This window comes from Salmonella sp. 3C (genome assembly GCF_025426275.1).
GTDB lineage: Bacteria > Pseudomonadota > Gammaproteobacteria > Enterobacterales > Enterobacteriaceae > Salmonella > Salmonella enterica.
The window spans coordinates 3,879,917-3,906,853 of the sequence record NZ_CP104858.1; the positions used below are offsets into that span (position 1 = coordinate 3,879,917).

At 52.6% G+C, this 26,937-nt stretch carries 28 protein-coding genes and 2 pseudogenes; 27 read left to right on the top strand and 3 right to left on the bottom strand.

Features of this window, described 5'->3' with window-relative positions:
* Positions 1-39: 39 nt before the first annotated feature.
* Positions 40-726 carry a type III secretion system effector protease GtgA gene (gene gtgA / locus N7E69_RS18640; RefSeq protein ID WP_001574215.1) on the bottom strand — a complete coding sequence of 229 codons (687 nt, stop codon included), beginning with the start codon at positions 724-726 and terminating at the stop codon, positions 40-42.
* 275 nt (positions 727-1,001) lie between these two features.
* Between gtgA and N7E69_RS18645 the strand changes: the two genes are divergently transcribed.
* The 18 genes from N7E69_RS18645 (at position 1,002) to N7E69_RS18730 (ending at position 16,026) form a co-directional block, all read left to right on the top strand.
* Entirely contained in the window at positions 1,002-1,331 is a 330-nt protein-coding gene (locus N7E69_RS18645) for a phage holin, lambda family (protein ID WP_001574216.1), read from the top strand.
* The gene (locus tag N7E69_RS18650; RefSeq protein WP_000984586.1) at positions 1,315-1,767 is read left to right on the top strand and encodes a lysozyme; all 453 of its coding nucleotides are present in this window, start codon (positions 1,315-1,317) and stop codon (positions 1,765-1,767) included. The genes N7E69_RS18645 and N7E69_RS18650 overlap by 17 nt, the downstream gene beginning before the upstream one ends.
* A 17-nt stretch (positions 1,768-1,784) precedes the next feature.
* Positions 1,785-2,264, top strand: a complete 480-nt coding sequence (locus N7E69_RS18655; protein WP_001541990.1) for a lysis protein — start codon at positions 1,785-1,787, stop codon at positions 2,262-2,264.
* 207 nt (positions 2,265-2,471) lie between these two features.
* Positions 2,472-3,005: a DUF1441 family protein gene (locus tag N7E69_RS18660; RefSeq protein WP_024139201.1), complete on the top strand. Its 534-nt coding sequence runs from the start codon at positions 2,472-2,474 to the stop codon at positions 3,003-3,005.
* A complete protein-coding gene (locus N7E69_RS18665; protein ID WP_000989241.1) occupies positions 2,962-5,100 on the top strand; it encodes a phage terminase large subunit family protein in 2,139 nt (712 codons plus the stop codon). Before N7E69_RS18660 ends, N7E69_RS18665 begins: the two co-directional genes overlap by 44 nt.
* Complete coding sequence (locus N7E69_RS18670; RefSeq protein WP_000196190.1) at positions 5,097-5,303, top strand: hypothetical protein; 207 nt, start codon at positions 5,097-5,099, stop codon at positions 5,301-5,303. The genes N7E69_RS18665 and N7E69_RS18670 overlap by 4 nt, the downstream gene beginning before the upstream one ends.
* On the top strand, positions 5,300-6,847 hold the full coding sequence (locus N7E69_RS18675; protein ID WP_001009211.1) for a phage portal protein: 1,548 nt from the start codon (positions 5,300-5,302) through the stop codon (positions 6,845-6,847). The genes N7E69_RS18670 and N7E69_RS18675 overlap by 4 nt, the downstream gene beginning before the upstream one ends.
* Positions 6,771-8,852: a ClpP-like prohead protease/major capsid protein fusion protein gene (locus N7E69_RS18680; RefSeq protein ID WP_010989008.1), complete on the top strand. Its 2,082-nt coding sequence runs from the start codon at positions 6,771-6,773 to the stop codon at positions 8,850-8,852. Before N7E69_RS18675 ends, N7E69_RS18680 begins: the two co-directional genes overlap by 77 nt.
* A 90-nt stretch (positions 8,853-8,942) precedes the next feature.
* Positions 8,943-9,266, top strand: a complete 324-nt coding sequence (locus N7E69_RS18685; protein ID WP_001107908.1) for a DUF2190 family protein — start codon at positions 8,943-8,945, stop codon at positions 9,264-9,266.
* Positions 9,259-9,558 carry an ATP-binding protein gene (locus N7E69_RS18690; RefSeq protein WP_000774239.1) on the top strand — a complete coding sequence of 100 codons (300 nt, stop codon included), beginning with the start codon at positions 9,259-9,261 and terminating at the stop codon, positions 9,556-9,558. The genes N7E69_RS18685 and N7E69_RS18690 overlap by 8 nt, the downstream gene beginning before the upstream one ends.
* Positions 9,539-10,105: a phage tail protein gene (locus N7E69_RS18695; protein WP_000453192.1), complete on the top strand. Its 567-nt coding sequence runs from the start codon at positions 9,539-9,541 to the stop codon at positions 10,103-10,105. Before N7E69_RS18690 ends, N7E69_RS18695 begins: the two co-directional genes overlap by 20 nt.
* The gene (locus N7E69_RS18700) at positions 10,102-10,503 is read left to right on the top strand and encodes a phage minor tail U family protein (RefSeq protein WP_000196703.1); all 402 of its coding nucleotides are present in this window, start codon (positions 10,102-10,104) and stop codon (positions 10,501-10,503) included. The genes N7E69_RS18695 and N7E69_RS18700 overlap by 4 nt, the downstream gene beginning before the upstream one ends.
* An 11-nt stretch (positions 10,504-10,514) precedes the next feature.
* A complete protein-coding gene (locus N7E69_RS18705) occupies positions 10,515-11,264 on the top strand; it encodes a phage tail protein (RefSeq protein ID WP_000132757.1) in 750 nt (249 codons plus the stop codon).
* 45 nt (positions 11,265-11,309) lie between these two features.
* Positions 11,310-11,708: a phage tail assembly chaperone G gene (gene gpG / locus N7E69_RS18710; RefSeq protein ID WP_000478858.1), complete on the top strand. Its 399-nt coding sequence runs from the start codon at positions 11,310-11,312 to the stop codon at positions 11,706-11,708.
* Positions 11,705-12,034 carry a phage tail assembly protein T gene (locus tag N7E69_RS18715; RefSeq protein ID WP_010989009.1) on the top strand — a complete coding sequence of 110 codons (330 nt, stop codon included), beginning with the start codon at positions 11,705-11,707 and terminating at the stop codon, positions 12,032-12,034. The genes gpG and N7E69_RS18715 overlap by 4 nt, the downstream gene beginning before the upstream one ends.
* Before the next feature lie 79 nt (positions 12,035-12,113).
* The gene (locus N7E69_RS18720) at positions 12,114-15,101 is read left to right on the top strand and encodes a phage tail tape measure protein (RefSeq protein ID WP_077906652.1); all 2,988 of its coding nucleotides are present in this window, start codon (positions 12,114-12,116) and stop codon (positions 15,099-15,101) included.
* Positions 15,098-15,430, top strand: a complete 333-nt coding sequence (locus N7E69_RS18725; protein ID WP_000978295.1) for a phage tail protein — start codon at positions 15,098-15,100, stop codon at positions 15,428-15,430. Before N7E69_RS18720 ends, N7E69_RS18725 begins: the two co-directional genes overlap by 4 nt.
* A gap of 98 nt (positions 15,431-15,528) precedes the next feature.
* On the top strand, positions 15,529-16,026 hold the full coding sequence (locus N7E69_RS18730; RefSeq protein WP_000725268.1) for an Ail/Lom family outer membrane beta-barrel protein: 498 nt from the start codon (positions 15,529-15,531) through the stop codon (positions 16,024-16,026).
* Positions 16,027-16,142: 116 nt separating this feature from the next.
* Here the strand turns inward: N7E69_RS18730 and sodC1 are convergent, their stop codons facing one another.
* Complete coding sequence (gene sodC1 / locus N7E69_RS18735) at positions 16,143-16,676, bottom strand: superoxide dismutase [Cu-Zn] SodC1 (RefSeq protein WP_000877926.1); 534 nt, start codon at positions 16,674-16,676, stop codon at positions 16,143-16,145.
* Between the two features lie 89 nt (positions 16,677-16,765).
* Between sodC1 and N7E69_RS18740 the strand changes: the two genes are divergently transcribed.
* From N7E69_RS18740 to N7E69_RS18775, 8 genes and pseudogenes are all read left to right on the top strand, one after another.
* Complete coding sequence (locus N7E69_RS18740) at positions 16,766-17,461, top strand: phage minor tail protein L (RefSeq protein WP_001152416.1); 696 nt, start codon at positions 16,766-16,768, stop codon at positions 17,459-17,461.
* A gap of 9 nt (positions 17,462-17,470) precedes the next feature.
* Positions 17,471-18,202: a C40 family peptidase gene (locus tag N7E69_RS18745; RefSeq protein WP_000606352.1), complete on the top strand. Its 732-nt coding sequence runs from the start codon at positions 17,471-17,473 to the stop codon at positions 18,200-18,202.
* A complete protein-coding gene (locus N7E69_RS18750) occupies positions 18,106-18,810 on the top strand; it encodes a tail assembly protein (protein ID WP_001576012.1) in 705 nt (234 codons plus the stop codon). The genes N7E69_RS18745 and N7E69_RS18750 overlap by 97 nt, the downstream gene beginning before the upstream one ends.
* Before the next feature lie 71 nt (positions 18,811-18,881).
* Positions 18,882-21,331 (top strand): annotated as a pseudogene (locus N7E69_RS18755) (host specificity protein J).
* Between the two features lie 69 nt (positions 21,332-21,400).
* Entirely contained in the window at positions 21,401-22,234 is an 834-nt protein-coding gene (locus N7E69_RS18760; protein WP_077943317.1) for a phage tail tip protein, read from the top strand.
* 38 nt (positions 22,235-22,272) lie between these two features.
* Positions 22,273-22,515, top strand: coding sequence for a hypothetical protein (locus N7E69_RS18765; RefSeq protein ID WP_000178848.1), 243 nt, complete (start codon positions 22,273-22,275; stop codon positions 22,513-22,515).
* 53 nt (positions 22,516-22,568) lie between these two features.
* Positions 22,569-24,986 (top strand): phage tail protein, encoded by a 2,418-nt coding sequence (locus N7E69_RS18770; protein ID WP_001574223.1) that lies wholly within the window; start codon positions 22,569-22,571, stop codon positions 24,984-24,986.
* On the top strand, positions 24,986-25,555 hold the full coding sequence (locus N7E69_RS18775; protein ID WP_000143180.1) for a tail fiber assembly protein: 570 nt from the start codon (positions 24,986-24,988) through the stop codon (positions 25,553-25,555). The genes N7E69_RS18770 and N7E69_RS18775 overlap by 1 nt, the downstream gene beginning before the upstream one ends.
* A 201-nt stretch (positions 25,556-25,756) precedes the next feature.
* Here the strand turns inward: N7E69_RS18775 and sopE are convergent, their stop codons facing one another.
* Complete coding sequence (sopE, locus tag N7E69_RS18780; RefSeq protein WP_000161701.1) at positions 25,757-26,479, bottom strand: SPI-1 type III secretion system guanine nucleotide exchange factor SopE; 723 nt, start codon at positions 26,477-26,479, stop codon at positions 25,757-25,759.
* 209 nt (positions 26,480-26,688) lie between these two features.
* On the opposite strand from sopE, the pseudogene N7E69_RS18785 reads away from it, so the two are divergent.
* Positions 26,689-26,930 (top strand): annotated as a pseudogene (locus N7E69_RS18785) (helix-turn-helix domain-containing protein); the annotation flags it as partial.
* Between the last annotated feature and the right edge of the window lie 7 nt (positions 26,931-26,937).

A 26,937-nucleotide genomic window follows, 5' to 3' on the forward strand; every position in this document is an offset into this window, starting at 1 on the left:
TGTTGTAGCATCGTGGGATTTTGCATTTTTTGATGAGTGTCAATTACTAAATTCGTAGGCGATTCTTGGTGGTGATGTGTGACCCATCTCTTTTAAAATGATATTGGTATACTCGACTACCGGGCCTCTTGGATTACTGTCTTCTTTGTCCTGAAGGTGAGTCAACGCGTGTACAACTTCGTGAATAAATGAGCGTGTTGTATCAAATTGTTGTGGGCCATCATTACTTTCATAGTACTCTGGTATTGAATCATCGTCTGTATCATCCAGGTTGAGGGCAATCACTTTTCTGCCTTCTGAACTCTCCAGGTCCTCATCAGTTACGGTAGTACCAAAGTTTTCTCCGGCTCCCAGCAACCAGCGTTGTTCTACATCACGCAATTCCTGATCGTAGGCATAATTCATCAGTCTGCGGAATGTCCCGCTTTGAGTGTATGCATCTTCAAGTATGCGTGATAGCACCTCACGGCATTCATCATAGGTATCATCATCAATTTCGATATCAGGATCCATTCCTCCTGGTCCAGAGATAAGGTATTCAGCAAGACACATTGGTTCCAGCCTGGCTTTATCATCGGTAGCAAGACCATCATGTTGGAGGCGTAATTGCGAAGGATTATCTTGGTGTTCTGGAAGGTCTGGAAATACCTTGCTGTCATGAGGATGGGATAATCCATATGTTGACATCATATTATTGATAAATATTGGTTTAATTCCCGTTGGCATGATGAGTTACACATCCTTTTTATTACATGGAATTAACATTCTATAAATAGCATGTTTTTGTCAAACAGAATTCACTCAGCACGCAATCAATTAAACTAAAAGCTAAATTTGCAGTATTTGTGCCTCACCTCCATTAAAATTGTACTCTGCGTGATTTTACTTTCAGATTCTGCAACCACAGGCAATCCTGTTTTACAAGATATTAAACCCTGCAACCCAACCATTTCACTCACTCTAGTTACCATCCGAAATCATCGGAGGTGAGGCTTATGAAAATGAATGACAAGACTCCTGAATTCTGGGCTGCGGTTTTGACCGGACTCAAAAATGCGTGGCCCCAGATACTTGGGGCGTTAATGGCCGGACTCATTGCCTACGGCCGACTGATATACGACGGCGCCACCCGTAAAAATAAATGGCTTGAGGGCGTCCTGTGTGGCGCTCTTTCCTTATGTGTCACCAGTGCGCTTGATGTGGTAGGCCTGCCGGTTTCCATTTCGCCTTTCGTTGGCGGAATTATTGGCTTTGTCGGTGTGGACAAGCTGCGCGAAATCGCAATTAGCGCACTCAAAAAACGTGCAGGGGTTAATGATGAGAATCAGTGAAAAAGGCATTACCCTAATCAAAGAGTTTGAAGGTTGTAGCCTGACAGCTTATCCGGACCCGGGAACGGGGGGAGATCCCTGGACGATTGGTTATGGCTGGACCCACTCTGTTGACGGTAAGCCAGTTAAGCCCGGAATGATGATTGACGAGGCTACTGCCGAGCGCTTGCTTAACACTGGTTTAGTCGGTTATGAAAATGATGTGTCCAGACTGGTTAAGGTCAAGTTGACGCAAGGCCAGTTTGATGCGCTGGTGTCGTTCGCGTACAACCTCGGCGCCCGGACATTATCCTCATCAACTCTGCTGCGGAAGCTAAACGCTGGTGATTACGCTGGCGCCGCTGATGAGTTCCTGCGCTGGAATAAGGCTGGTGGCAAAGTACTGAACGGGCTTACCCGTCGGCGTGAGGCGGAGCGTGCTCTGTTCCTGTCATGATGTTCAACTGGAAAACGATGTTTGTTGGCCTGTTGCTTGTCTCGCTAATTGTTGCCGGTCGGCTGGCAAATCACTACCGAAATAACGCCATCACCTACAAAGAGCAGCGCGATACCGTTACTCATAGGCTGACGCTGGCGAACGCGACAATTACCGACATGACTAAGCGCCAGCGTGACGTTGCCGCCCTCGATGAAAAATACACGAAGGAATTAGCCGATGCGAAAGCTGAGAATGATGCTTTGCGCGATGATGTTGCCGCTGGCCGCCGTCGCCTGTACGTCAACGCAACATGCCCCGCAGTGCCGACAGGTAAATCCACCTCCACCGCCCGCATGGATAATGCAGCCAGCCCCAGACTGGCAGACTCCGCTCAACGGGATTATTTCGCCCTCAAAGAGCGAGTGAAGACGATGCAAAAGCAACTGGAAGGGGCGCAGGCGTACATTCGCACCCAATGCCACGGTAATGCAGGAAAAACTAGTAACCAATGGTGACTGTATTAAAAAGGTACTCCCGGGCAGGGGGCGCCACGGGTGGCTTCGGGCTCGCGGGAATCGGCTGATTTTTGATTTTTTAGTCTCTGTCAGCACTGAAAAATAACCTTAAAAATCAATACATTTACTGTTTTCAGTGTCGAGGCGGTACGTTTTTTGTTCGACACTGAACGCCATTTTCACCGTATACAGGAAAAGAGCACGACTGTGGATCAGGAAATTAAAAGCCTCGAATTAAACATCACACAGCTTTCGGCCATCACTGGTGCACACCGACAGACCATCGCCAGCAGGCTGAAGGGCGTAAAAACCTCAGGTGGGAACGGTAGTAACCTGAAAATCTACCGGCTGGTGGATATTCTGACCGCCATGATGACGATGCCGGCTGTTACCGGGGAGAATGACCCCAATAAGATGAAACCCTCAGATCGACGGGCATGGTTTCAGTCGGAAATGACGCGTATTGAGCTGGAAAAGGAGATGAGAACTCTGATCCCGGCCAGCGAGGTGCTGAGCGTTTATGCTGTCATGGCAAAAACGGTCGTCAAGACACTGGAGGTACTGCCGGACTTACTGGAAAGGGATGCGGCATTGCCGCCTGATGCGCTGGAAATGACGCAAAAAATTATTGATCAACTCAGGGAAGATCTGGCCAGCATGACATACCAGGCCTGCGCGGATGCTATAAACGGAGATGATGATGACAACGGTGACGAAGGGCAAGAGGAAGAGCAGGAATAGTTTAGCCTCTGCCGTTGTTGCCGGATGTGATATCTCATCGATGTTCAGGCCGCCGCGCAGGATGAAAATATCGGATGCGGTCAGAAAATATATGCGCGTACCACGCGATGCGGGAAATTCTGTGGCATGGGAATCCACCCTGACCCCCTATGTGGTGGAAGCCATGAACTGCCTGTCATCACGCAGCTACGATGCCGTGGTATTTGTCGCCCCGGCAAGAACCGGTAAGACGCTGGGGCTGATTGACGGCTGGATTTCCTACAATATTGTCTGCGATCCGTCTGACATGCTGGTGGTTCAGATGACTCAGGACAAGGCGCAGGAGCACTCAAAGCGGCGTCTGGCAAAGATGTTTCGCCACAGTCCGGCGATAGCAAGAAGACTCAGCCCTCACCGTAACGATAATAATGTGCATGATAAAACGTTTCGTGATGGCTCGTTTCTGAAAATTGGCTGGCCATCAATCAATGTTTTTTCGTCTTCGGATTTTAAATGTGTGGCGCTGACTGACTACGATCGGTTCCCCGAAGATGTTGATGGTGAGGGGGATGCATTCTCGCTGGCGTCGAAGCGTACCACAACGTTTATGTCGCTGGGTATGACACTGGTGGAGAGCTCGCCGGGGCGGGAAATTACCGATACCAGATGGAAACCGTCATCACCGCACGAAGCACCGCCGACCACAGGAATACTTTCCCTGTACAACCGTGGCGATCGTCGTCGCTGGTACTGGCCGTGTCCGCATTGTGGCGAATATTTTCAGCCATCAATGGCGAATATGACCGGCTATCGCCATATTGCCGACCCTATGGAGGCCAGTGAAGCAGCGCGGATTCAGTGCCCACACTGCCATAAGTTGACTGAACCACAGCAGAAGCGTGAGCTGAATAATCGTGGCGTCTGGTTGCGGGAAGGTCAGCACATTGACCGCGACGGCAATATTACCGGCGAAGCCCGCCGCTCACGTATCGCCAGTTTCTGGATGGAGGGACCGGCGGCGGCTTATCAGACCTGGGCGCAACTGGTTTACAAGCTGCTGACCGCCGAAGAGGAATACGAACGAACCGGCAGCGAGGAAACCCTGAAAGCCGTCATCAATACGGACTGGGGATTACCCTATCAGTCCCGTCGCTCGCTGGAGGCACGCAGCGGTGACGCGCTGATGGCACGCGCTGAGGACGTATCAAAACGTACCGTTTCTGACGGGGTGCGTTTTATTGTGGCAACCGTTGACGTACAGGGCGGTAAAAAGCGGCGCTTTGTGGTCCAGGTAGTGGGCTATGGCGCATATGGTGAACGCTGGATCATTGACCGCTACAACATCCGTTATTCCCTGAGAGTGAATGAGGATGGCGAAAGCCAGCCTGTCAATCCGGCTGCAAGACCGGAAGACTGGGATTTGCTGAAAACGGATGTGCTGGAAAAGACGTATCCGCTGGCGGCAGATCCTGAACAGTTTATGCCGGTACTGGCAATGGCGGTGGACTCAGGTGGTGAAGACGGTGTTACCGATAATGCCTACGCGTTCTGGCGAAGGTGTAAGCGAAAAGGCGTTGCCGGGCGCGTTTATCTGTTCAAGGGAGACAGTACCCGACGCGAGAAGCTGATCACCAAAACCTATCCCGATAACACCGAACGCTCAGAACGTCGGGCAAAAGCCAGGGGGGATGTGCCGTTGTATCTGTTACAGACCAATGCCCTGAAAGACAGGGTAGCTGCCGCACTGGAGCGTGAGGAGCCGGGGGCGAATTACATTCATTTTCCTGACTGGCTGGGGCCGTGGTTCTACGAGGAACTGACCTATGAAGAGCGCAGCGCAGACGGAAAGTGGAAAAAACCGGGACGCGGTAATAACGAGGCGCTCGATCTGATGTGTTACGCCCACGCGCTGGCTATTCTCCGTGGCTATGAGCGAATCAACTGGGAAAAACCACCAGGATGGGCTCGTTTACCGGAAAAAGACGCCGCAAAAACCACGCAGCCTGTTGAGGTTCGCCAGCAGGAGCAACACGAAGGAGGAGAGAAAGCCGTGAAAGCCAGGAAGAAAAAAATTTTACCCGCCTGGGGCGGTGGTTCCGGAGGAGGGTGGTTATGACCAGGGCAGGGCTACAGGAGTTGTACAACGCCTATCTGGAGGCCGAGCTTGCTGTACTGAAAGGCAAGTCCATCATGCTTAACGGTCAGTCAATGACAATGGAAAGCCTGGAGGAAATCAGGAAGGGGCGCCGCGAGATTGAAGACAGGTTACAGCGGTTAAATAATCCGCGACGGCTTTTCACCCGGGCGAGGTTGTCATGAATTTTATCGATAAAGCTATCAGCATGATGTCGCCGGGATGGGCTGTATCAAGACTCCGATCGCGGGCAGTAATAAAAGCTTACGAGGCTGCAATACCCACCCGGACACATAAAATTAAGCGTGAAAACCGCAACGCCAATCAACTAAACCAGATTGCCGGAAAGTCCCTGCGGGAGCAGGCCCGCTGGTTCGATAACAATCACGATCTGGTGGTGGGGGCGCTCGATAAGATGGAAGAGCGCGTTATCGGGGCTAAGGGGATCATCGTTGAGCCACAACCACTGACGGTGGCCGGAACGCTGAATAACGCGCTGGCGGAACAAATCCGCGCCAGATGGGCAGAGTGGTCCGTGTCGCCGGACGTGACCGGACAATATACGCGCCCGGTACTGGAGCGCCTTTTGTTACGCACATGGTTGCGGGACGGGGAGGTGTTCTCCCAGATGGTGGCGGGAAAAATGCCGGGGCTTGAGCCGGTGGCGGGCGTACCGTTCTGGCTTGAGGCGATGGAACCGGATTATGTCTCGATGGAACAGACGGACAGTACAAATAATCTGATTCAGGGGATCTATTTTAACGACTGGCAAAGGCCAAAAAGTTACATCGTCTGTAAATCCTGGCCGGGATTTGCCACCGCTATGGTGGCCACCAAGCTTATCGATGCAGAAAATATGCTGCATCTTAAATTCACCCGTCGCCTGAATCAGGCGCGGGGCGTCACGCTGCTGGCGCCGGTTATTATCCGGCTGCTGGATCTGAAGGAGTATGAGGACAGTGAAAGGCTGGCCGCGCGTATTTCGGCGGCTTTTGCCATGTTTATCCGGCGCAGTGACGCAATGGTACAGGATGGTGACGCGCCAGATTATGCGGATAAAGACCGCGATCTGGATATTGAACCCGGCACCATTCTGAAAGACCTGTTGCCGGGAGAGGATATCGGCACCATCAAATCTGACAGGCCAAATGCCAACCTGGAGTCTTTCCGTATGGGGCAACTGCGGGCGGTTGCCGCAGGTGTACGCGGAAGTTTTTCTTCTATTGCTAGAAACTACGACGGCACCTACAGCGCCCAGCGTCAGGAGCTGGTGGAGGCTCAGGAGGGATACGCCATTCTACAGGATAATTTTATTGCTGCCGTCAGTCGCCCGGTTTACCGGCGATGGCTGGCGACGGCGATTACGGCGGGTGTGATAGATGTGCCGACGGACACGGACATGGCGACCCTGTTTAATGTCGTGTATTCCGGTCCGGTTATGCCGTGGATAGATCCGCTGAAAGAGGCGAATGCCTGGAGGATACTGATACGCGGCGGGGCGGCAACAGAGAGTGACTGGGTGCGTGCCCGTGGCGGCGCACCTGCTGAAGTGAAACGCCGCCGTAAGGCGGAAATTGACGAAAACCGTAAGCTGGGACTGGTATTTGATACTGATCCGGCACATGACCCGGGGGAACAGGATAATGCCGGAAGTGAAGACAACAGTGGCGGCGATAAAAATGCCGCCGGTGATGACAGCAGGGAACGGACGCGGGGAGGGAAGCAGTAATAGCTGGTATTCCATCAGGGCTGCAGCCAATAACACGGCGGAAGTCCGCATTTATGACGAGATTGGTGGATGGGGAATTTCGGCTCGCTGGTTTGCAGAAGAACTGGCTGCACTGGGACAGATTAACCGGATAAATCTGCATATTCATTCACCTGGCGGAGCAGTACTGGACGGAATAGCCATTTATAACCTCCTGAAAAATCATCCGGCGCAAAAAACGGTGTATATCGATGGAATGGCCTGCTCAATGGCATCCGCTATTGCGATGGTAGGTAATCCCATCATTATGCCGGAAAACGCCATGATGATGATTCATAAGCCGCGCGGAGTGGCGGGGGGTGAGGCGGAGGATATCCGGGAATATGCTGACCTGCTTGACAAGATCGAAAGCGTCATTATCCCCATCTATACCGAAAAAACTGGAAAAACGCCTGAAGATATTGCTGCCATGCTGGCAAAGGAGACCTGGATGAGCGGCGCGGAGTGCGTCAGTGAAGGGTTTGCCGACAAACTGATACAGCCTGTAAAAGCAATGGCCTGTATTCATTCAAAACGTGTTGAGGAGTTTGAGCATATGCCACAGAGCATTAAAGGTATGATTATCGCCCCGCAGGGCAATGCAGGCGCGCAACCGCAGCCACAGGCAAAAGCCCCTGAGTCACAGATTCAGTCGCAGGCTCAGTCGCTGGTGACTGTAGATGAAAATGCCATTCGCGCACGCCTGCAGGAAGAACAGCGTAACCGTATCACCGGCATTCAGAATGTGTTTTCACTTTCCGGCGATCGTTATGCCTCGCTGATGGCAAAGTGCATTGCTGATGTGGATTGCTCTCTGGAAATGGCGAAGGACAGACTGTTGGCCGAGATGGCGAAAGGTATTACGCCGACTAACCAGCTGAACGGTCCGCAGAATCGCGCAGAGTTTCATGCCGGGATGTATACCGGAAACGGTAATATTACCGGCGACGCCGTTCGCGCTGCCGTGATGGCCCGCGCAGGCTATGAAGAAGCGCAGAAGGATAACCCGTACAACTGTATGACCCTGCGTGAACTGGCGCGAATTTCGCTGGTGGCGAGGGGTACAGGCGTGTCCAGCATGAATCCCATGCAGATGATCGGCATGGCATTTACGCACAGCACCTCCGATTTCGGTAACATTCTGCTGGATGTTGCAAACAAGTCCATTCTGCAGGGCTGGCAGGAAGCGCCGGAAACCTTCGATGCCTGGACCAAAAAAGGACAGTTGTCTGATTTCAGGATTGCGCACCGTGTGGGTATGGGGGGATTCAGTTCACTGCGTCAGGTTCGTGAAGGAGCGGAATACAAATACGTCACCACAGGGGATAAACAGGCGACCATTGCGCTCGCTACCTATGGGGAGCTGTTCAGCATTACCCGCCAGGCCATCATCAATGATGATATGAATATGCTGACGGATGTCCCGATGAAGCTGGGACGTGCGGCAAAAGCCACCATTGCCGATCTGGTTTATGACGTTCTCATCAGTAACCAGAAACTGTCCAGTGATAATGTGGCGCTGTTTGACAAGACGAAACACGCAAACGTCCTTGAAAAAGCCGTTATGGATGTGGCGTCCCTGGATAAAGCGCGCCAGCTAATGCGGATGCAGAAAGAGGGCGATCGCCACCTCAATATCCGTCCGGCATTTGTACTGGTGCCGACGGCGATGGAGTCTGTTTCAAATCAGGTGATTAAATCTGTCAGTGTCAAGGGGGCGGATATTAACGCCGGGATCATTAACCCGGTGAAAGATTTCGCCACGGTGATCGCGGAGCCTCGTCTTGATGACGCCAGTCAGTCCACTTTCTATCTTACTGCAGCAAAAGGCAGCGATACCGTTGAGGTGGCTTACCTTAACGGCGTGGATGAGCCGTATATCGACCAGCAGGAAGGATTCACGGTGGATGGCGTAACCACGAAAGTTCGTATTGATGCGGGCGTTGCGCCGGTGGATTATCGCGGCATGGTGAAATGCACCGTATAACCCACTAAAAGCAGACATTAAGCGATACGGCCCTGACGGGCTTTTTTTATACCTGAAATCCGGCACGGCGTGCCGGAAAGGAGAATAACCGTGGCTAAGAATTACGTGGAAGACGGCAAAACGATTGAAATTGTGGCGACCACGTCACTAAAGAGCGGAGATCTGGTACAGGTCGGCGATATGTTCGCTGTGGCTGTTACCGATATTGCCGCCGGGAGCGCCGGAACCGGCATCGCAGAAGGGGTATTCAGCATACCAAAACTGACAACAGAGGATATTGCCGTCGGGAAAAAAGTGTATCTGAAGGATAACGTGGTTCAGACGGATGCAACCGGCAGCCTGCCATATGTCGGGGTGGTATGGGCGCCAGCGGCAAACGGTGATGAAACCGTTCCGGTAAAAATTAATGGCTGACCTTTTTGACGGGATGAAAAGGCGCATGGATGCACTTATCGCAGAACGCTTCGGCATGAAGGTCAACATCAACGGGACTGACTGCATAGTGGTGGAGTCTGATTTTCTGGCTGAACTGGGGCCTGTTGAAGGAAACGGAAAAAACGTAGTGGTGTTTTCAGGCAACGTTATCCCGCGCCGGGGAGACAGGGTGGTACTGCGGGGCAGTGAGTTTACCGTGACCCGTATCCGGCGTTTTAACGGTAAGCCACAACTGACTCTGGAGGAGAACAATGGAGGTAAAGGGGCTTAAAGAGGCCATTTCAGTACTTAAAGAAATTGATCGTGGATATGTGACCCGGGCAAAAATTCGGGCCATTAACCGGGTGGCAAAACGGGTGGTCAGCGTGTCAGTTCGCAGTGCTGCTGCTTTGGTGGTGGCCGGAGACAACCGACGGCAGGGTATTCCCGTCAGAACGGTAAGACGTCGCGCCAGAGTCAGGCTGGCCAGAGCGGACAAGCCTTTTGCCAACATTTATGTGAACTGTGATCCGCTGACTGCCATCAGGTTACTGAGTTCGCCACCATCAACCCCGATGAGGGGGAGAAAAGGTAAGCCGCTACGTATAGGAAAATACCGTTTTGACCGGGGGTTTATTGCGCAGGCTCCGAACGGATGGTGGCAGGTATTTGAGCGTTCCGGTGCCGGAAGATACCCACTTAATGTGGTGAAAATCCCGGTTGCTGATGCATTGCGCCATGCGTTCAACACGCAGGTTGTTTTACAGATGAAAACGGAGATGCCCAAAGAGCTGAAGCATGAAATCAGTTATGAACTGAGGAGATTCACTAAAAAATGACCCGACACAGTGCAGTACGGCAGGCCATTATTGCCGCATTAAAAAAGACCGATGATGGCTCCACCACGTTTTTTGACGGTCGTCCGGTCGTGGTGGAGGAGGATGAGTTACCTGCGGTGGCGGTGTACCTGAGTGATGCTCAGTATACCGGTACTGAGGTGGACGGTGATATCTGGAGCGCGGTGCTACATGTGGAAGTATTTCTGAAAGCCACTGCACCGGACAGCGCCCTGGATGAACAGATGGAGAACAGGGTGTATCCGGCACTGGGGAGCGTGGCGGGACTGGGTGACATCATCCGGACAATGTCGGCGCAGGGGTATAACTATCAGCGAGACGATGAAATGGCGATGTGGGGGTCAGCCGATCTGAGTTACGACATCACCTATTCCATGTAGAGGAAAAGAGAATGACAGACACGACAATTCCTAATCCACTTGCGCCGGTAAAAGGCGCAAATACCACATTCTGGATGTACAACAGCGAGGGTGATCCGTTCGCCAGCCCGCTAAGTGATAATAACTGGCTGAGGCTGGCAAACGTAAAAGACCTGCAGCCGGGAGAACTGACGGCAGATGCAGAAGATAATAACTATCTTGATGACGAGAACGCTGACTGGAAAAGTACCACACAGGGACAGAAGTCTGCCGGGGATACTTCTGTGACGCTGGCGTGGAAGCCAGGTGAGGACGTACAGAAAAAGCTTATTCAACTGTTCACGACCGGGCAGAAGCGCGGATTCCGGATCAAGTATCCGAACGGCACTGTTGATGTGTTCAGAGGCTGGGTGAGCTCGCTGGGGAAAACGGTGCAGAGTAAGGATGAGATCGCCCGTACAGTAAAAATTACCAGTGTGGGCCGTCCGTACATGGCTGAAGAGGATGCACCGGAAGTGGTTAGTGTTACCGGACTGACAGTGGAACCGACAAATGCCACCGTGAAGGTCGGCGCCACAACAGCGGTTACGTTCACGGTGAAACCGGATAACGTGACAGATAAATCACTGCGTATCGCAACGTCAGATCCGACTACAGCCACCGTCACGCAGGCGGAAAATATTGCCACTGTAAAAGGTGTTAAGGTAGGTACAGTGAAAATTATTGGCATGACAACAGACGGTAATTTTACCGCTATTGCGGATATTACTGTTCAGGCATAACCCACCTCTCGTCCTGTTTTGGGGCATTTTTTTCAGGAATAAATCATGTTTTTAAAGAAAGAGACGTTTACCCGGGGGGATGCGTCGGTGGCATTGTTCGAGTTATCCGGCCTGCAACGTATTGAGTACCTGGAGTTCATCCAGAAACGTACTGCGAAATATGACACGGATATGGATGGTGCGACGGAAGCGGATAAGCGCGTGGCTTATATGCAAATGGCACTGGAAATTAATGCCTGGCTGGTATCCCGCTCGCTTCTGAATGGTGATTCTTCTCAGGATGCAGACACGCTTTATCAGTCAGTACAGGCGAAGTGGTCGTATGAGGCGCTGGACGCAGGCGCAGAAAGTGTTCTGATGCTCAGCGGGCTGTCTGCGGATAAGAAAGATAACGCCAGTGATTCAGGTAATGAATCAGAGGACATGACGCCGGAAAAGTCCTGAATAATGAGCTTCATTTTGTCCGGCAACTGGCCCGGGAGTTCCGGCGGCCTGACTGGCGCCGGATGCTGGACGAAATGAGTTCAACTGAACTTAGTGAGTGGGCTGATTTCTTTCGGGAAAACAGTTTCAGTGATGCCCTGCTGGATGCGGAGTTTTCCACGCTGAAAGCGCAGGTGTTCATGCTGGTGACGGGGAAAGAAATCGATGCAGCGGACTTCAGTTTGCTGACATTACCCGGAGCGGTACAGAGCATGACGGAGCAGGATCTGCTTGAAGTGGCAGTCGGTATTCCGGGAGGAGTGAGATTTGAGCCAGAAAGTCGGTGATATCGTCATCAACATGGATGTTGATACAGCTAAAGTTGCCGCCGGTCTTCAGACTGCCAGTAACGGGCTGGGGAAGCTGGTGGACAGCAGTGATCTCGTTGAAAAACGCATCAAGCGATGTATGGAGTCCAGCGCCAGAAGTGTGGCGGCATCGGCAAAAAGTATCAGTGCCGCTATGGCGCAATCACAGGTTGCCACACGCACACAGAGTGACGCTATGGCACAACTGGCGCGTGAGGCGAACGAGGCCAGAGAAAGGGCTGTCGACCTGAATCAGAAGTTAAGGGCGGAAGCTGCGCAGGCAGCGGTGGTTGCACAGGCTCAGGATGCAGCCGCAGCGGCATTTTACCGTCAGATTGACAGTGTAAAACAGTTAAGCGGTGGTCTGCAGGAGTTACAGCGTATCCAGGCGCAGGTACGACAGGCGAAAGGACGCGGAGATATTTCACAGGGCGATTATCTGGCGCTGGTGTCTGAAGCTGCTGCAAAGACACGCGAACTTACCGATGCGGAGGCGCTGGCCACGCAGAAAAAAGCACAGTTTATACGTCGACTGAAAGAGCAGACGGCGGTACAGGGCCTCTCCCGTACTGAGTTGCTGCGGGTGAAGGCGGCTGAACTGGGGGTTAGCAGTGCCGCCGATGTCTATATCCGCAAACTGGATACCGCAACAAAATCCACTCATGCACTGGGACTGAAATCAGCAATGGCGCGCCGCGAGATAGGCGTACTGATTGGTGAACTGGCACGGGGAAATTTGGGCGCCCTTCGCGGTTCCGGTATCACGCTGGCCAACCGGGCCGGGTGGATTGAGCAACTGATGTCGCCGAAGGGCATGATGCTCGGCGGGCTGGTTGGCGGTGTGGCTGCGGCGGTTTACGGACTGGGTAAGGCGTACTATGAGGGGGCGAAAGAAAGTGAGGAGTTCAATAAACAGCTTATTCTGACCGGAAGTTACGCCGGAAAAACCACAGGCAAGCTTAATGAAATGGCGAAGTCGCTCGCCGGAAATGGCGTCACGCAGCACGACGCGGCAGGAGTACTGACCCAGGTGGTCGGTAGCGGAGCGTTTACCGGGCAGGCAGTGGCAATGGTATCCCGTACCGCGGCCAGAATGCAGGAAAACGTGGGGCAGTCAGTGGATGAAACCATCCGCCAGTTTAAACGGCTGCAGGATGATCCGGTGAACGCGGCGAAAGAACTGGACAGGGCACTGCATTTTCTGACTGCCACCCAGCTTGAACAAATCAGGGTGCTCGGTGAACAGGGAAGAACGGCTGATGCTGCGAAAATTGCCATGTCCGCGTATTCGGAAGAGATGAATAAACGGGCGGGTGACGTACATGATAATCTGGGCTGGATCGAGAAGGCATGGAATGCCGTGGGTGATGCGGCGAAGTGGGCGTGGGATCGGATGCTGGATATCGGGCGGGAAGATACGCTCGATGAAAAAATCGCGACACTGCAGGAAAAAATCGCGCGCGCCAGAAAAACGCCATGGACAGTGTCTTCCTCCCAGACTGAATATGATCAGCAGCAACTGAACGAACTTCAGGAACAGAAACGCCAGAAGGACCTGCTGGATGCGAAGGCGCAGGCAGAGCGTAATTATCAGAAGACTCAGAAGCGCCGGAACGAGCAGAACGCCGCGCTGAACCGGGATAATGAAACTGAATCCCTGCGGCATCAACGGGAGGTGGCGCGCATTACCGCCATGCAGTATGCCGATGCAGCGGTACGCAATGCCGCGCTGGAGCGTGAAAACGAACGCCATAAAAAAGCAATGGCACGGCAGAAGGAAAAGCCAAAGGCTTACCACAACGACGAGGCCGGGCGACTGCTTTTGCAGTACAGCCAGCAACAGGCGCAGACTGAAGGGCTGATTGCCGCCGCGAAGCTTTCCACGACCGAAAAAATGACGGAAGCGCATAAGCAGCTTTTGTCATTTCAGCAGCGCATCGCTGATTTGTCCGGTAAAAAACTGACGGCGGATGAACAAAGCGTACTGGCACATAAGGATGAAATAGCGCTTGCGCTACAGAAGCTGGATATCTCACAACAGGATTTGCAACACCAGAATGCCTTTAATGAACTGAAGAAAAAGACGCTCACATTAACCAGCCAGCTCGCTGACGAAGAATCCCGCGTCAGGCAGCAGCACGCACTGGCGCTGGCCACAATGGGTATGGGCGATCAGCAACGTGGCCGGTACGAAGAGCATCTGAAAATTCAACAGCACTACCAGGAACAACTGGAGCAGCTTAAGCGCGACAGCAAGGCAAAAGGGACATACGGTTCTGACGAATACCGTCAGGCGGAGCAGGAACTTCAGGCCAGTCTCGATCGCCGACTGGCTGAGTGGGCGGATTATAACGCGAAAGTGGATGCTGCGCAGGGAGACTGGACGCAGGGCGCGTCGCGGGCGCTGGATAACTTTCTGGCGCAGGGGGGCAACGTGGCAGGCATGACGGAGAACGTTTTCACAAACGCATTTAACGGCATGGCGGACAGTATCGCGAATTTTTCCGTGACCGGAAAGGGCAGTTTCCGGAGCCTGACGGTCTCCATCCTGGCTGACCTGGCAAAAATGGAGGCACGTATTGCGGCTTCTAAACTGTTGGGTTCAGTACTGGGTATGTTCGGCTTTGGCGCATCAGCAGGCGGAAGTACACCATCCGGGGCATACAGTTCAGCGGCGCTGTCGGTCATTCCAAATGCGGACGGCGGCGTGTACCGCTCAGCAGGACTCAGTCAGTACAGCGGCAGTATTGTTAACAGACCGACGTTCTTTGCATTTGCCAGAGGGGCGGCAGTAATGGGAGAGGCCGGTCCGGAGGCTATACTGCCGCTTCGTCGCGGTACTGACGGTAAGCTGGGGGTTGTGGCAGCAGGTTCCGGAGGGATGGCGATGTTTGCACCGCAGTATCATATTGCAATCAGCAACACGGGGCCGGAACTGACGCCGCAGGCGCTGAAGGCGGTTTATGATCTGGGTAAAAAGGCGGCGGCTGATTTCGTGCAGCAGCAGGGGCGTGACGGCGGCAGGCTGAGCGGGGCATATCGATGATGAAAACCTTTCACTGGAAAGTTGACCCGGACATGGGGGTGGATTCGGAACCACAGGTGTCGGTGGTGAGGTTCGGTGATGGCTACGAGCAGCGGCGTGCATCCGGGATCAATAATGACCTGAAAAAATACAGTGTGACTATCCGCGTTGACCGGGAGGATGGTCCGGCACTGGAGGGCTTTTTGTCACAGCATAACGGTGTGAAGGCGTTTTTGTGGACTCCGCCTTACGGATACCGGCAGATTAAGGTTGTCTGCCGGAAATGGAGTGTGAAAGCGGGATTGCTGAAAACAACATTCACCGCGACATTTGAGCAGGTTATTTCTTAGTATTTTTGATCGAAACGATCGATAAATATGATTGAACTTTCTAACCTGCTGCTGTTTCACTGAGCCCGCACAGTCAATAATCAAAAAAAGGAAATGTTATGAAAAAGATTGTCGTGGCGGTTTTAGTTGGTCTGGCGTTAGGTAGCATCGGCGTGGCTAACGCAGCAGGGTATAAAAATACCGTTTCAATTGGATATGCCTACACAGATTTAAGCGGCTGGCTTTCCGGTAATGCGAACGGTGCCAACATCAAATATAACTGGGAAGATCTGGACAGTGGATTCGGGGCGATGGGTTCAGTTACATACACCTCGGCTGATGTTAATAACTATGGGTATAAGGTAGGTGATGCTGATTATACCTCCCTTCTTGTTGGTCCTTCATACCGTTTTAACGACTATCTGAATGCTTACGTGATGATTGGTGCAGCAAACAGACATATTAAGGATAACTGGGGAAATTCTGACAATAAAACCGCCTTTGCTTATGGGGCAGGTATTCAGCTTAACCCGGTTGAAAATATTGCCGTTAATGCGTCTTATGAGCATACAAGTTTTTCCACTGATGCTGACAGTGACGTCAAAGCTGGAACCTAGGTGCTTGGCGTAGGTTACAGCTTCTGACCTTTAACATCGATACAGATTTAATGCCCTCCAGTGAGAGGGCTTTTTTATGGGTAAAACGAAATTATGACGATATGGCTATGTTGCTGTTATTTCTCAATGACACCACAGGCAAAACGTGCACCGCCACCACCCAGTGGAGCAGGTTTATCGGAGTAATTGTCACCGCCTTTATGGATCATCAATGAGTGACCTTTCAGTTCTGACAGTGATTTAAGGCGTGGTGCCAGTAACGGATACGTGGCTGTACCATCTGCATTGACAACCAGTCCAGGCAGATCCCCCAAATGCCCTTTGTCATTATATGGGCCAAGATGTTTCCCGGTTTTTTCGGGGTCAAGATGTCCTCCGGCCATGAGCGCCGGAACCTCTTTACCGTCTTTCATTCCCGGCATACAACTTGGGTTTGTGTGGACATGGAAGCCGTGAATTCCTGGCGTAAGACCATTTAGGTGAGGAGTGAAAAGCAGACCGTAAGGTGTCTCTGAAACTGTGATTTCACCTATGTTTTCTCCTGTTCCGCTGGACAGGGCATCGTTCATCTTTACAGTCAGGGTATTCTCTGCCATTGCTGAACAACTGATGAGCGCACCAGCTACCAGCGACAATATTGTGTATTTCATTAGTTACCTCGTTTTTTGGTTGTATCGTAAATACCATTAATAAAAGCAGGTATATTTTTGCAAGATAAATAATAAAGGATCTCTCATATATGCAGGATATACCACAGGAAACCTTGAGCGAGACCACCAAAGCGGAGCAGTCCGCGAAGGTGGATTTGTGGGAATTTGATTTAACCGCGATTGGCGGTGAGCGCTTTTTCTTCTGTAACGAACCGAACGAAAAAGGCGAGCCGTTAACCTGGCAGGGGAGGCAGTACGAACCGTACCCGATACAGGTACAGGATTTTGAGATGAACGGGAAAGGCGCATCTCCCCGCCCGAACCTCGTTGTTGCCAATCTCTTTGGTCTGGTCACGGGGATGGCGGAGGATTTGCAAAGTCTCGTCGGCGCGTCAGTGGTAAGGCATCAGGTTTACAGCAAGTTTCTTGATGCGGTGAATTTCAGTAACGGCAATCCGGGCGCTGACCCGGAGCAGGAGGCGGTAGCGCGCTATAACGTGGAGCAGTTGTCAGAACTGGATTCATCAACTGCTACCATTATTCTGGCATCACCGGCAGAAACCGACGGTTCTGTGGTGCCGGGGCGTACCATGCTGGCGGACTCCTGTCCGTGGGATTACCGGGATGAAAACTGCGGATACGACGGCCCGCCCGTGGCCGATGAGTTCGATAAGCCCACCTCAGACCCGAAAAAGGATAAATGCAGCCACTGCATGAAAGGCTGTGAAATGCGTAACAATCTGGTGAATGCCGGATTTTTCGCTTCCATCAACAAACTGTCTTAACAGGTTCCCATGATTAACGATGATATTCTGGCACATGCCCGACAGTGTGCGCCTGCGGAATCGTGCGGTTATGTGGTCAGAACAGCACAGGGAGAGCGGTATTTTCCGTGTGAAAATCTGTCTGCTGAACCCACGATGTATTTTCGTATATCCCCGGAGGATTACCTGAATGCCCGGAACCGCGGCGACATCGTGGCGCTGGTACACAGCCATCCTGACGGTAAGCCCTGTCTCAGCAGTGCGGATCGTACCCTCCAGATACAAAGCGGGCTGGACTGGTGGCTGGTCTGTGATAACAGGATACATAAATTCCGCTGCGTGCCACACCTGACCGGGCGGCAGTTTGAGCATGGCGTGACGGACTGCTACACGCTGTTTCGTGATGCCTACCATCTGGCCCGGATTGATATGCCGGATTTCGATAGGGAAGATGACTGGTGGAGTCAGGGTAAAAGCCTCTATCTGGATCACCTGGAGGCGGCGGGATTTTACCGGGTGAATCCGGAGGATGCGCAGCCCGGCGACGTGCTGATTTGCTGTTTTGGTTCACCGACGCCCAATCATGCGGCGATTTACTGCGGCAACGGTGAACTGTTGCACCATATTCCGGAGCAGTTGAGTAAACGAGAGGGGTATAACGACAAATGGCAACGACGGACACACTCAATATGGCGGCACCGGCAATGGTGCGAATCTGCCTTTACGGGGATTTACAACGATTTGGAAAGCGCATCAGCCTAAGCATAAAGACAGCGGCGGAAGGCATACATGCGCTGGCGATACAACTCCCCGGATTCCGGCAGCGAATGAATGAGGGCTGGTATCAGGTCCGGATTGCCGGGAGCGATATGGCGCCGGATACCCTTACTGCCAGACTGAACGAATCGTTACCGCCGGGGGCAGTGGTTCATATTGTACCGCGTATGGCGGGAGCGAAAAACGGTATCTGGCAGGTGGTAGCCGGGGCAGCGCTGATTGGCGCGTCATTTATTCCCGGTCTGAATGCTGTAGCGGCGGCAGTATTGTTTTCCGCAGGAACCAGTATGGCGCTGGGTGGTGTGGCGCAGATGCTGACACCTGTACCCAAAACACCGACGGTGGGTCAGACAGATAACGGGAAACAGAACACGTACTTTTCTTCCCTGGAAAATATGGTGGCCCAGGGGAACCCGGTGCCGGTGTTGTACGGTGAAATGAAAATCGGGTCACGGGTGATATCGCAGATGATGAGTACCCGGGATGAGAGCACGTCGGGAAAAGTTGTGGTGATCGGCTCCCCGTTACAGGCAAACACCACGTCGCGGCAGGACGGCGGGATTACCAGACCGTCTGTCGTCATCCGGCAGTGATAATCATGACAACATGAGCTGATACACATGACCGCCATTACGGCGGTTTTGTTATTTATGGAGCCAGGAGAATGAGCAAAGGTGGAGGGAAGGGGCATACACCACGTGAGGCGAAGGACGATCTGAAGTCCACACAACAACTGAGCGTGATTGATGCCCTCAGTGAGGGACCGATAGTCGGCCCGGTGAACGGTCTGCAGAGCGTGCTGATTAATAACACGCCGGTGGTGGACGCGGACGGTAACAGTAATATTCACGGCGTGACCGTGGTATATCAGGTGGGGGAGACACCACAGGCACCGCTGGAAGGTTTTGAGGCTTCCGGCGCGGAAACGGTGCTGGGTGTGGAAGTGAAACACGATAATCCCGTTACCCGTACTGTTGTCTCAGAGAATGTCGACCGGCTACGCTTCACCTTTGGTGTACAGATGCTGCAGGAGACCATGGACAAGGGGGACCGTAACCCGTCCTCCGTGAATCTGCTGATACAGTTTCAGCGTAGCGGGATCTGGAACACAGAATTTGATATCACTATTAACGGCAAGATCACAACACAATATCTGGCATCGGTAGTGGCTGATAATTTACCGCCGCGCCCGTTCAGTGTCCGCATGGTCAGGGTGACACCGGACAGCACCACCGACAGGCTTCAGAACAAAACGCTGTGGTCGTCGTATACGGAAATCATCGATATCCGGCAGGGTTATCCTGGCACAGCGGTTGCCGGTCTGCTGGTGGATGCGGAACAGTTCGGCAGCCAGCAGGTCACGCGTAACTACCACCTGCGCGGACGTATTTTTCAGGTCCTCTCAAACTATGACCCGGATACCCGCACATATACCGGCCTGTGGGACGGGGCGTTTAAACCGGCGTACACGAATAACCCGGCGTGGTGCACGATGGATAAACTGACCCACCCCCGTTACGGGCTGGGCAGGCGTATCGGGGGGGCGGATGTGGATAAATGGGCGCTGTACGCCATCGCGCAGTACTGCGATCAACCGGTGCCGGACGGATTTGGCGGCACGGAACCCCGCATGACGCTTAATGCGTATATTACCACCCAGCGTAAGGCGTATGACGTTCTGGCGGATTTCTGCTCGGTGATGCGTTGTATGCCGGTATGAAATGGCCGCAAAATGACCTTCATCCAGGACCGCCCCCTCCGATAAAGCATGGACCTACACCAACGGTAACGTGGTGGGCGGGCGCTTTAAATACAGCTTCAGTGCCCTGAAAGACCGCCATAACGCGATAGAAGTGAGATACACCGATCCGCTGAATGGCTGGCAAACCTCCACGGAGCTGGTGGAAGACCATGCCTCACAGGCCCGTTATGGACGCAATCTGCTGAAAATGGACGCGTTCGGCTGTACCTCACGTGGACAGGCGCACCGGACGGGGTTGTGGGTGATGATGACGGAGCTGCTGGAAACGCAGACCGTGGATTTTTCTGTCGGTGCGGAAGGTCTGCGTCATACACCGGGCGATATTATTGAGGTCTGCGACAACGATTACGCCGGGGCGTCGGTCGGTGGGCGTATCACTGACCTGGGTATTTCCACCCGCACGCTGACGCTTGACCGGGAAATAACACTACCGGAAAGCGGCGCCACCACGCTGAATATTGTCGGGCCTGACGGTAAGCCGTTCAGTACGGAGATTCAGTCGCAGCCCGCACCGGATCGGGTGGTAACGAAAGTCCTACCGGAAACCGTGCAGCCATACAGTATCTGGGGGCTGAAACTGCCCTCCCTGAAGCGCCGCCTTTTCCGTTGCGTGCGTATTAAGGAGAATGACGACGGCACATACGCCATCACTGCCTTGCAGCACGTTCCGGAAAAAGAGTCCATCGTGGACAACGGGGCGCACTTTGACCCGTTACCGGGGACCACCAACAGCATTATTCCGCCCGCTGTGCAGCATCTGACAGTCAGCACGGATAACGACAGTACCCTGTATCAGGCCAAAGCGAAGTGGGGCACGCCGCGGGTGGTAAAAGATGTGCGTTTTGTGGTGAGGCTGACCACAGGCAGTGGGAACGAGGGCGATCCGGTTCGTCTGGTGACAACGGCGACGACCAGCGAAACGGAGTACGCCTTCCACGAACTGCCACTGGGTGACTACACGCTGACAGTCAGGGCAATAAACGGTTACGGGCAGCAGGGTGAACCGGCGTCCGTGGCATTCAGTATTCAGGCACCGGAAGCGCCATCCACGATTGAGATGACGCCGGGTTATTTTCAGATAACGGTGACGCCGCACCAGACTGTCTACGATGCCAGTGTGCAGTATGAGTTCTGGTACTCCGCCACGCAACTGGCGACTGCCGCCGATATTCAGTCAAAAGCACAGTATCTGGGCGTCGGGTCATTCTGGATAAAGGATGGACTGAAACCACTGCATGATGCCTGGTTTTACGTGCGCAGTGTAAATCTGGCTGGAAAATCAGTATTTGCGGAAGCATCCGGACGTCCGGGGGATAACGCGAAAGGGTATCTGGATTTTTTTAAGGGACTGATTACGGAGACGTATCTTGGTACGGAGTTGCTGAAAAAAAATTGACCTGACGGAGGATAACGCCAGCAAACTGCAACAATTTTCGAAGGAGTGGCAGGACGCTAACGATAAATGGAGCGCCACGTGGGGCGTCAAAATAGAGCAGACCAAAGACGGCAAATATTATGTGGCCGGACTTGGACTGAGCATGGAAGACACGCCTGACGGGAAGATAAGCCAGTTCCTGGTGGCGGCGGATCGCATTGCTTATATTAACCCGGCAAACGGAAACGAGACGCCCGGATTCGTCATGCAGGGCGACCAGATAATCATGAATGAGGCGTTCCTGAAATACCTGAGCGCGCCGACCATTACCAGTGGCGGGAATCCTCCGGCATTTTCCCTGACGCCGGATGGAAAGCTGACTGCGAAAAATGCGGATATCAGCGGCCATATCAACGCTGTATCTGGCTCGTTTACGGGAGAAATCAATGCCACCTCCGGTAAGTTTTCTGGCGTGATAGAAGCAAGAGAGTTTGTCGGTGATATCTGCGGCTCAAAAGTCATGCAGGGCGTGAGCATCAGGGCGACGAACGACGAACGCAGCACCTCAACACGGTATACCGACAGCGCCACCTATCAGATAGGGAAAACCATCACGGTGATGGCTAACTGTGAGCGTAACGGTGGCACCGGTGCCATCACCGTCACGATAAATATTAACGGCCAGGTGAAAACGGCGGAGGTTATGCCGTATACCGCAGGGATTCCGGCCATGTATCAGACCGTCGTCTTTTCGGTCTACACCACTTCACCTGTCGTGGATATCAGCGTCTCTCTGAGGGTCCGTGGGCAGTACACCACGTCTGCTTCCGTCTGGCCGCTGGTGATGGTTTCCCGGTCGGGGAGCAACTTCACAAACTGACCGGATTTCCGGTCCCTTGCGTTTAATGAGGAACAAATATGACTATGTCGCGCGTAATTTCTCTGGCGGCAGGGCTTTCCCTGTCCGTTTTATTTTCCACTGCTGCCGTTGCCGATAACGGAAGAGGAAGCGGCAACAGCAATATTGAAAACCAGACCCGGATTTATACCGGCACCGACCGTGGGCAGAAACAGCACCGCGAGGCAAAGGGAAAAAAAATCACGCGGAGCGTCCAGTGTTCTCTGCCGGCATATTTACGTGACCCGGATAATCAGTGCTGAGATGTGAATGAATCTGAAGCCTGGCTGCGGGCGGGCTTTTTTATGGAGGCAATATGCCAGTACTTATTTCCGGCGTACTGAAAGATGGTACGGGAACGCCGGTACAGAACTGCACCATTCAGCTGAAGGCCTGCCGGACCAGTACGACGGTGGTCGTGAATACGGTGGCATCAGAAAATCCGGATGACGCCGGGCGCTACAGCATGGATGTGGAGCAGGGGCAGTACACTGTCACGCTCCTGGTGGACGGGTATCCCCCGTCACATGCCGGAGTTATTACGGTTTACGATGATTCAAAGCTGGGCACCCTGAATGATTTTCTGGGGGCCATGACGGAAGACGACGTCCGCCCGGAGGCGCTGCGGCGTTTTGAGGCGATGGTGGAAGAAGTTGCCCGCCAGGCATCGGAGGCATCGCGGAATGCCACCGCCGCAGGGCAGGCATCTGAACAGGCGCAGACATCAGCAGGTCAGGCATCGGAAAGCGCCACGGCAGCAGTGAATGCAGCCGGAGCGGCAGAAGCATCAGCCACACAGGCAGCCTCATCCGCAGCATCTGCGGAGAGCAGCGCAGGTACGGCGACTACAAAAGCCGGGAAGGCATCAGCCAGCGCGGCGTCGGCTGACACAGCCAGAACGGCGGCAGCCGCATCGGCAGCCGCAGCGAAAACATCTGAAGCGAATGCAGATGCCTCCCGTACTGCCGCCGGAGATTCAGCTGCTGCCGCAGCCGCCAGCGCGACGGCGGCGCAGATATCAGCAGAGCGCGCCGGAGCATCCGAAACCGCCGCGAAGACGTCAGAAACGCAGGCGGCTTCCAGTGCCGGTGATGCAGGTGCGTCAGCCACGTCGGAAAAGGCGGCAGCCGCATCGGCAGCCGCAGCGAAAACATCTGAGACAAATGCAGCAACGTCAGCAAGTACAGCAGCGGCCAGCGCAACAGCCGCCTCGTCATCAGCATCGGAGGCATCCACTCACGCCGCCGCATCTGATACCAGCGCATCACTGGCGGCGCAAAGCAGTACTGCTGCCGGAGCAGCAGCCACCAGAGCAGAAGATGCCGCAAAACGGGCAGAAGATATCGCGGACGTGATTTCCCTGGAAGATGCCAGCCTGACGAAAAAAGGTATCGTTAAGTTAAGCAGCGCCACGGACAGTGACAGCGAAGCGCTGGCAGCCACGCCAAAGGCGGTAAAAACCGTTATGGGTGAGGTGCAGGCTAAAGCCCCGCTGGACAGTCCGGCACTGACTGGTACGCCAACAGCACCAACTCCGGAAACCACAGCTGCAGGTATTGAAATTGCCACGGCAGCGTTTGTGGCTGCGAAAGTAGCACAGTTGGTTGGTTCTGCGCCGGAAACGCTGAAAGAACTGGCTGACGCGCTGGGTAACGATCCGAACTTTGCCACCACTGTACTGAATAAACTAGCGGGCAAGCAGCCGCTGGACGATACACTGACGGCGCTGTCAGGAAAAAGCGTTGACGGTCTTATCGAATACGTTGGTTTACGGGAAACCATAAATCACGCCGCCGATGCATTACTAAAATCACAGAACGGTGGCGATATTCCGGAAAAGCCGCTGTTTGTACAAAATATCGGAGCGCTCCCTGCATCAGGTACGGCTGTTGCAGCGAACAGACTGGCATCACGCGGCGCGCTTCCGGCACTGACTGGTACGACAAGAGGCAGCGATAGTGGCCTGATAATGGGCGAGGTTTACAACAATGGCTATCCGACGCAATACGGAAATATTTTACGTCTGACCGGAACCGGTGATGGGGAAATCCTCATTGTCTGGAGCGGGACAAACGGTGCGCCAGCGCCCGCATATATTCGCAGCCATCGAGATACCGCCGATGCTGAGTGGTCCGAATGGGCAATGCTTTACACCACACTAAACCCACCTCCGGATTCGCATCCAGTAGGGGCGGCGATTGCATGGCCATCTGATGCTACTCCGGCAGGTTACGCTCTGATGCAGGGGCAGTCCTTCGATAAATCTGCTTACCCGTTACTGGCTATAGCGTATCCGTCCGGCGTTATCCCTGACATGAGAGGCTGGACAATAAAGGGTAAGCCCATCAGTGGACGTGCCGTATTGTCGCAAGAAATGGACGGCAATAAATCGCACTCGCACACCGCGCGGGCGCAGGATACTGACTTAGGGACAAAATCTACCTCATCCTTTGATTACGGCACGAAATCGACCAATACCACGGGCAATCATACTCACCAGTTCGGCGGTTATATCAATTCATACTGGGGAGATTCCAATCACACCTCATTTCAGCCTGGAGGTGGTGCATGGACACAGGCCGCTGGCGACCATGCACATACAGTTTATATCGGAGGACATGAGCACACCATGTATATCGGTCCACACGGACACGTCGTTATTGTGGACGCAGACGGTAATGCGGAAACCACGGTTAAAAATATTGCATTTAACTACATAGTGAGGCTGGCATAATGACTTTTAAAATGAGCGAACAGGCGCAGACAATTAAAATTTTTAATCTTCGTTCAGATACAAACGAATTTATTGGCTCAGGTGATGCATATATCCCGCCGCACACTGGATTACCGGCAAACTGTACTGATATCGCCCCTCCTGATATTCCCTCCAGTCATATTGCTGTATTTGACGCTGAAACCCAGACATGGAGTCTGCAGGAGGATCACCGCGGCGAGACGGTTTACGACACAACAACCGGCAATCAGGTTTATATCTCCGAACTCGGCCCGTTGCCCGAAAACGTCACATCAGTTTCACCAGACGGTGAATACCAGAAATGGGATGGTAAGGCGTGGGTGAAGGATGAAGCGGCTGAAAAAGCAGCGCAGCTTCGTCAGGCGGAAGAAACCAAAAGCAGGCTCCTGCAAATGGCATCTGAAAAAATCGCGCCGCTTCAGGATGCGGTTGATCTTGGACTCGCAACAGATGATGAGAAAGCGCAGCTCGACGAATGGAAAAAATACAGGGTGCTGGTAAACCGGGTGGATACCTTAAATCCTGACTGGCCGGAGAAACCATCTTAGTTATAAAAATATAGCTATGTAGTAGAGATTGCTGCTATATGTTATATAGCAGCAATGGCTATTATTTTGATGGTTGAGTGTATAATTTTAGCACTGGTAAATGACGGTTTAGCTCCAGAGTTAGTTCCTGGGAAAAATTATGGATACTATTGGTTCATATTAATCAGGAAGAGGCTCGCATATTTTTTGGTGTTTCTGTGTTCAGGGAGTGTTTTGGATATATTTATTAGCAATGTTTTCTAGTATTTGTTGGAATTGCTGTGGAGTCGGCATAGCACACTCATTAAACAGCGGTACAACTTCTGTCATAATGATCTTCTCCGCATAGATGTTAAAGGATGCCTTCTGATGTTGACTGGTAAACATATGTGGATACTTACTGTATGCTGATGTAATCAACGGAGTTATAAAAGGATTGGCTCCTGCGCCGCTTGGCGTAAAAACGTCATTCTTGGTTGCTCCGGGCAGACCTGCATTTTGCGCAGCCTCGCCAATTTCCTTAAGAAAAGGCGCTATGTCGATTCCTTTGCTGATGAGCAAGTTACAATACTGATCTTTATACTTGCTGTAAACTGCCGATAGTATAGCTTCACGGGTCTGGCTGGCGTATGCGGGGTCTTTACTCGCGCTACCTCTAATATCTATATCATGGAGCGTTTGAAGCATAAAGTTTTTAACGACTTTATTTGTCAACACTGCCCGGCCCTCAGATGCGCTTCCTCGGTGAAAGTGTGTTGCAGAAGATTCAGTGTTCTTATGCGAAATAAAACGTTCCGATAATTTTGAATTTAATTTGATGAAGTGATTTTTTACTGCGAGAATACTTTTTGCTAAAGAATTTTTCTCGGTTGATTTTTCTTTTAGTGGTGTGGCTTCCTGTTTTTGGATTCTAAAGTTATGGGGAAATAAAGTTATTTTTGTCACGGTAATGCTCCTTTTATATGTACATAACTCATTTATATATAGATAGCAGGAATACTTTTATTTTTTATAGCAAATGCTATGTCCATCTGATTGATGAATTAGAAAAAATCGGCTGATTAGATTAATGCTCAAATAGTACTATTTTTATTTTCCAGAAACTTTCAAAAAATGTCCTTTTCGCTCAGGAGGAGCCTTGCTGTTCTGGCATTGAAATGGAGCGTGAGCTGATCGTTGAGCGTACCAGCGCCGGGCTGGCAGCGGCAAGGGAGCAGGGGCAAATTGGTGGCCGACGACCGAAACTAACAACGGAACAATGGGCGCAGCCGGGCGCCTCATTAGGGCCGGAGTACCGTGACAGCAGGTAGCGATTATTTATGATGTTGGCGTTTCGACGTTGTACAGAAAATTTCCGGCGAGTAACATGCCTTTGATGCCATTCATGGGAAAATAACACTCCT

Coding starts and splice junctions, on each gene's coding strand:
- N7E69_RS18745 (WP_000606352.1), top strand. CDS start 17,471: ATGATTAACGATGATATTCTGGCACATGCCCGACAGTGTGCGCCTGCG.
- N7E69_RS18700 (WP_000196703.1), top strand. CDS start 10,102: ATGACCCGACACAGTGCAGTACGGCAGGCCATTATTGCCGCATTAAAA.
- N7E69_RS18670 (WP_000196190.1), top strand. CDS start 5,097: ATGACCAGGGCAGGGCTACAGGAGTTGTACAACGCCTATCTGGAGGCC.
- N7E69_RS18690 (WP_000774239.1), top strand. CDS start 9,259: ATGGCTGACCTTTTTGACGGGATGAAAAGGCGCATGGATGCACTTATC.
- gtgA (WP_001574215.1), bottom strand. CDS start 726: ATGCCAACGGGAATTAAACCAATATTTATCAATAATATGATGTCAACA.
- sodC1 (WP_000877926.1), bottom strand. CDS start 16,676: ATGAAATACACAATATTGTCGCTGGTAGCTGGTGCGCTCATCAGTTGT.
- N7E69_RS18750 (WP_001576012.1), top strand. CDS start 18,106: ATGGCAACGACGGACACACTCAATATGGCGGCACCGGCAATGGTGCGA.
- N7E69_RS18645 (WP_001574216.1), top strand. CDS start 1,002: ATGAATGACAAGACTCCTGAATTCTGGGCTGCGGTTTTGACCGGACTC.
- N7E69_RS18770 (WP_001574223.1), top strand. CDS start 22,569: ATGCCAGTACTTATTTCCGGCGTACTGAAAGATGGTACGGGAACGCCG.
- N7E69_RS18725 (WP_000978295.1), top strand. CDS start 15,098: ATGATGAAAACCTTTCACTGGAAAGTTGACCCGGACATGGGGGTGGAT.
- N7E69_RS18740 (WP_001152416.1), top strand. CDS start 16,766: ATGCAGGATATACCACAGGAAACCTTGAGCGAGACCACCAAAGCGGAG.
- N7E69_RS18730 (WP_000725268.1), top strand. CDS start 15,529: ATGAAAAAGATTGTCGTGGCGGTTTTAGTTGGTCTGGCGTTAGGTAGC.
- N7E69_RS18765 (WP_000178848.1), top strand. CDS start 22,273: ATGACTATGTCGCGCGTAATTTCTCTGGCGGCAGGGCTTTCCCTGTCC.
- N7E69_RS18695 (WP_000453192.1), top strand. CDS start 9,539: ATGGAGGTAAAGGGGCTTAAAGAGGCCATTTCAGTACTTAAAGAAATT.
- N7E69_RS18675 (WP_001009211.1), top strand. CDS start 5,300: ATGAATTTTATCGATAAAGCTATCAGCATGATGTCGCCGGGATGGGCT.
- N7E69_RS18655 (WP_001541990.1), top strand. CDS start 1,785: ATGTTTGTTGGCCTGTTGCTTGTCTCGCTAATTGTTGCCGGTCGGCTG.
- gpG (WP_000478858.1), top strand. CDS start 11,310: ATGTTTTTAAAGAAAGAGACGTTTACCCGGGGGGATGCGTCGGTGGCA.
- N7E69_RS18705 (WP_000132757.1), top strand. CDS start 10,515: ATGACAGACACGACAATTCCTAATCCACTTGCGCCGGTAAAAGGCGCA.
- N7E69_RS18665 (WP_000989241.1), top strand. CDS start 2,962: ATGATGACAACGGTGACGAAGGGCAAGAGGAAGAGCAGGAATAGTTTA.
- N7E69_RS18775 (WP_000143180.1), top strand. CDS start 24,986: ATGACTTTTAAAATGAGCGAACAGGCGCAGACAATTAAAATTTTTAAT.
- N7E69_RS18650 (WP_000984586.1), top strand. CDS start 1,315: ATGATGAGAATCAGTGAAAAAGGCATTACCCTAATCAAAGAGTTTGAA.